This is a genomic window from Caballeronia sp. (assembly GCF_049581465.1).
GTDB lineage: Bacteria > Pseudomonadota > Gammaproteobacteria > Burkholderiales > Burkholderiaceae > Caballeronia.
Genome location: NZ_JBAUSA010000580.1, coordinates 1 through 2,540 on the forward strand (window position 1 = coordinate 1; position 2,540 = coordinate 2,540).

At 62.1% G+C, this 2,540-nt stretch carries 3 protein-coding genes; all 3 read right to left on the reverse strand.

Annotated features, from left to right (window positions below; genetic code table 11):
- A partial coding sequence (locus WCA53_RS14260; RefSeq protein WP_423911302.1) for an SDR family oxidoreductase occupies positions 1–697 on the reverse strand: 697 nt, incomplete at its 3' end.
- 22 nt (positions 698–719) lie between these two features.
- Positions 720–2,159 carry an aldehyde dehydrogenase family protein gene (locus WCA53_RS14265; RefSeq protein ID WP_423911304.1) on the reverse strand — a complete coding sequence of 480 codons (1,440 nt, stop codon included), beginning with the start codon at positions 2,157–2,159 and terminating at the stop codon, positions 720–722.
- A 146-nt stretch (positions 2,160–2,305) separates the two neighbouring features.
- Positions 2,306–2,540, reverse strand: a 235-nt coding sequence (locus tag WCA53_RS14270; protein WP_423911306.1) for a hypothetical protein, incomplete at its 5' end; no start/stop codon positions are given.

The following is a 2,540-nucleotide window of genomic DNA, read 5'->3' on the forward strand; positions in this document are numbered from 1 at the left end:
ATGCAAGATAGAGCGCTGCATTCGCAACATCCTGCGGAGTCGAAAGCCGTCCGAGCGGAATGGTCGCTAGAAACTTCTGCCGGTTCGCCGGAGTGTCCTCCACGCCCATGAACTCAGACAGCAACCCTGTCTCACCCATCACCGGATTGATGCAGTTGACGCGGATCCGGTCCGGCCCAAGCTCAACCGCTAGCGCCTTGCTCGCGATAATCACCGCCGCCTTGCTGCCGTTGTACCAGACCAGGCCGGGCCGTGGCCTCACACCCGCCGTCGATGCCACGTTGATGAACACGCCGCCGCCAACGGTGCGGAAGTAGGGAACGAATTGCGCCATGCTCCAGTAGATGCTCTTGACGTTGACCGCATAGACGCGATCGAACTCCGCCTCGGTCACATCCATCACAGGCTTGTTGCGGTGGGTCGTGCCGGCATTATTCACCACGATCTGGACGCTGCCGAAATCGTCGATGGCGGCATCGAAGAGCGTTTTCCAGTCTTCGCGTTTAGTCACATCCCCGGTCACGGCGATGGCCTTGCCGCCAGTCAACGCGATCTCGCTTGCGACGCGTTGCGCCGCCGCGCCGTTCAGATCGTTCACGACCACGTTCGCCCCTTCGCGCGCATAGGTCTTCGCAATGCCTTCGCCGAATCCCGAACCGCCCCCTGTCACAATGGCCGTCTTGCCTTGCAGTCTCATATCGTCTCCTTGGGAATCCTAATTAACCATGCTTGATCGCGATGGTCTTGAGAACCGTGAAACCGTACAACGCTTCGAAACCTTTTTCGCGGCCGTACCCCGAGTGCTTCACGCCCCCAAAGGGCAACTCGACACCGCCACCCGCGCCGTAGTTGTTGATGAAAACCTGCCCTGAGCGGACCTTGCGCGCGACGCGCATCTGACGGCCGCCATCGCGGGTCCAAATACCGGCGACCAGGCCAAAGTCCGTGCTGTTTGCGAGCTTGATGGCTTCGGCTTCATCGTCGAAAGGCATGGCCGCGAGCACGGGACCGAACACTTCCTCGCGCGCCAGCCGATGCGCCGGCGGGACATCGCGTAAAAGCGTCGGCACTTGGTAGAAGCCCGCTTGCGGCGCTTCGGCGACCACTTCGCCGTGCGCGGCCATTACGATGCCGTCGTGCTGGGCATCGGAGAGAAAATCCCACACGCGCTGCTGCTGCTTCGCGCTGATGAGCGGACCGCAGTCGAGGTCGAGCTTGCTCGGACCTACTTTCAGCGCGCTGAATGCGGCGGACAGGCGTTCAAGCAGCGGTTCATACGCCGAGCGTTCGATCAGCACACGACTTCCCGCCGAACATGTCTGGCCGGCGTTCTGCACGATCGCCGAGACGAGGGCGGGCAGGGCGGCATCGAAATCGGCATCGGCGAACACGATTTGCGGTGACTTGCCACCGAGTTCCAGCGTGACGGGAACGTGGTTATCGGCAGCCATCTTGACGACGGCCGCTCCCGTCGCGGGCGATCCTGTAAACGAAATGTGATCGATGCCCGCATGCCGCGCGAGCGCCGCGCCGGCTTCGTAGCCATAGCCTGTCACCACATTCAGCGCGCCTTCCGGCAAACCCGCTTCGGCGGCGAGTTCGGCGATACGCAAAACGGACAGGCACGCGTCCTCCGCCGGTTTCACCACGCAGGCATTGCCCGCGGCGAGCGCCGCGCCGACGCTGCGCCCGAAGATTTGCAGCGGGTAATTCCACGGCACGATATGCCCGGTCACGCCGTGCGGTTCGCGGATCGTGAGCACCGTGTAGCCGGTTTGATACGGGAGGGTTTCGCCATGTAGCTTGTCGGCGGCGCCCGCGTAGAACTCGAAATATCGCGCAATGCCGGCGGCATCGGCGTGGGCTTGCTTGAGGGGTTTGCCGGTATCGCGCGCTTCGAGGTGGGCCAGCTCGTCCTGATGGGCGGCGATGATCATCGAGAGCCTGAACAACACGCGTCCGCGATCGGCGGCGCTCGCGTGGCCCCAGGTGCCCTCGTAGGCGCGCCGGGCGGCCTGGACGGCACGGTCGATATCAGCCTCGGTCCCCCGGGCGATCTGCGCGAAGACCTGGCCGTCGGAGGGATCGATGACCGGAATCGTCTCGTTGCTTGCGGGAGAAAACCACTGGTTGCCGATGAAATGCTTTGCGTCTGCCATGTCTGTACTCCTGTCTGCGTGACGGTTCTTGCCGCTCGCTTACAGCCGAGCCGGGCAACGAATACGCCCGTTGCAGCCCCTGTCACCGCGGCGGTTTTTGATCCTTCGGCGGCAACGGGAGGCGCGTCCCGATTGGCTATAATGACTCATTCACACGGTTTCATGGGCAGGCTTGCAATTCGAAAGTCGCCTATGGATTGTGTTGCCAGCAGGGACAAAAGTGCATCGAGGGCGGCGGAGTTGTCGCTGCGATGCCGCAAAAAGGGCCTGGAGGCCTGACAGATACCGGTTCCTTTCGAATTTGAACTTTCACATTGAAGAGAGTGCTCATGAGCTTTAACAACGTACCCGCAGGCAAGGATCTTCCGCAGGATTTCAACG

Coding starts and splice junctions, on each gene's coding strand:
- WCA53_RS14265 (WP_423911304.1), bottom strand. CDS start 2,159: ATGGCAGACGCAAAGCATTTCATCGGCAACCAGTGGTTTTCTCCCGCA.